2 protein-coding genes and 1 pseudogene are annotated in these 2,156 nt (G+C 42.3%); 2 read left to right on the forward strand and 1 reads right to left on the reverse strand.

What is annotated here, in order from left to right; translation table 11 throughout:
- Positions 1-73: 73 nt before the first annotated feature.
- Positions 74-697, reverse strand: coding sequence for a recombinase family protein (locus U868_RS0123200; protein ID WP_025155357.1), 624 nt, complete (start codon positions 695-697; stop codon positions 74-76).
- Positions 698-965: 268 nt separating this feature from the next.
- On the opposite strand from U868_RS0123200, the gene U868_RS0123205 reads away from it, so the two are divergent.
- Together U868_RS0123205 and U868_RS26110 are read left to right on the forward strand one after the other, a co-directional pair.
- Positions 966-1,889 carry a hypothetical protein gene (locus tag U868_RS0123205; protein ID WP_025155358.1) on the forward strand — a complete coding sequence of 308 codons (924 nt, stop codon included), beginning with the start codon at positions 966-968 and terminating at the stop codon, positions 1,887-1,889.
- 164 nt (positions 1,890-2,053) lie between these two features.
- Positions 2,054-2,156: pseudogene (locus U868_RS26110) on the forward strand (type II toxin-antitoxin system HigB family toxin); the annotation flags it as partial.

A 2,156-nucleotide genomic window follows, 5' to 3' on the forward strand; every position in this document is an offset into this window, starting at 1 on the left:
AAAAATGGGGGGATTACCAACTGAGCATTCGGGCAGCATACAGACACTATAAACCTGATATTCAAAATATATATCAGGTGCCTGTACTGAATTTAACAACCCGTATAACCGTCCGTTCAGAAACACCACACAACCTCGCGGTATCACGGATACTCTGTCTGTTTTTGACCCGGAGTTCGATGATTTTTTTATGCAACTGCTCATCAGCCCGGCGGCCCCGGTATTTTCCGGCTGCTTTCGCTTTCACAATCCCTTCTTTCTGGCGACGGCGGCGATCCTCGTAGTCTTTGCGGGCTATCGCAGCCAGCATATCAAGCATCATCCCGTTAACCGCCTTAAGCATTGCCCGGGTAAACTCATCACCGGCAGGTGATGTCAGCGCCATATGGCTCGTCGGAAGGTCAAGACTGACAACCACCAGGTTTTTTTCACTGATAAGGTGCTTTAATTTCTGCCAGCCATCCTCATCCATGCGTGAAAGGCGATCAACCTGCTCGATGAGAATAATGTCACCGGGCGCAGCGTCATCAAGCAGCCGTAAAAGTTCCGGTCGTTGTAGTGACGCCCCGGAGACATTTTCGGTGTACCAGCTCGCCATCCGGAATCCTTTTTCTTCCACAAAGGCTTTCATCCTGTTTTTGGCCCGGAGAGCATCCTGCTCTTTTGTTGATGCGCGGAGGTAACCGTGAATGTACATTTATCACCCGTTTATGACACTTAAATGATGATCATAATATACGTGACAGATAGGTCATGATCCAATAGAAAAATGGCTGCATTTCAGGGTGTGACGCAGGGGTATACTCAAAAGACGCTGAATAAAAAAACGACACCTTCCTGAATTACCTTATGTGAATTCAACTAACAAAAAAAACTGATAAGTGAATACAAAAAAACTCGCAATGCATTCACTTTGTGATATTTTGTTTTTAAGCTATTTTACTTCGAAATAAAAGGGATAAGATATGGCAAAGGTTCAGGCTCGAAATGTAGATGATTCACTTTACCTGCTCATTGAGCAGTCGGCGATGAAACACGAACGTTCAGTAGAAGGCGAAATTCGTATTGCACTTAGGGAATATTATACACCGCCTGCAAATGAGCTTCCCCTTTTAACGATGCGTGAACACTGGCAACAGCAAACAGGTAAACGATTACAGTGGCTTCTTGACCGACTGCTTGAAGATGGTTTTTTTGGCTGGCCTTACAAAGACCATCCTGCCGGTATAAAGGAGTTCGTCAGAGCTGCCTGCTATCTTGGAACAACTCCGGGTGTACTTATGGATATAAAAGAAGGCCAGTGTGAAATGACATTCGACTTAGCCGAAAAAATAACAAAACAGTTTAGCGTCAGTAATAATTGGCTGCTGACAGGTGAAGATTCACCATTTGAAGTAACCCGCATAAGTAGCGTGGACTACAGTAAATTTTTCATACCAGACAACAAAGCTAATTACACCTTTGAATTCATCCGTATTTGCGAAGGGCTTCATACTGGTAGCCTGCTAATTTTGCGTAAAAACAAAGATACTGGTCATATAAGTATGGGGTTTGTAAATTCCTTTTATCTTAAGAGTGGTATGGGTTCTGGTGGACACTCAGCTCTGACGGATTTTTTTATTTTTCTCAAAACGAAAGGGACTCACCTGACCAAGAACACATACGATTTTACCCCTCCGGAGCAAGATTTTGATTGGTGGTCAGTGATTGGTCAACATCACCCCATATGGTTTCAGAATGCAAACCATCGTTCTGCAGCAAACTGGTTACAAACGATACTTACCGGAAACGATCCTGATAACTGGTTTACAGGCTGGAAAAAAGATTTAGAAACTATCCGTGATACCCCATATGGTGAGGCTGGTATTAAAAATAATGAGATAATTTAGCAAAATTCGCCTTATATCCCCACTTTCCTTAGAGGTTTATTAGAAAACATCTGTAAGTCCCAAGGTGGGATAAGTATTTATTGATATTATCCGTTAATGATACTATACTTTGAAAGTCCCATGCTGGGATTTTTTACAAAGCCTCTTAATTCAATAAGTTAACAATGAAAATAATATCAATACGAACATTGCGTGATTTTTGGAATGAATATCCGGATTCAGAGCAACATCTAAAAGCATGGATTGATGATCCTACCCGCGTAATGT

Origin of the sequence: Morganella morganii H1r (assembly GCF_000633515.1) — a bacterium.
In the GTDB taxonomy this organism is placed as follows: Bacteria; Pseudomonadota; Gammaproteobacteria; order Enterobacterales; family Enterobacteriaceae; genus Morganella; species Morganella morganii_B.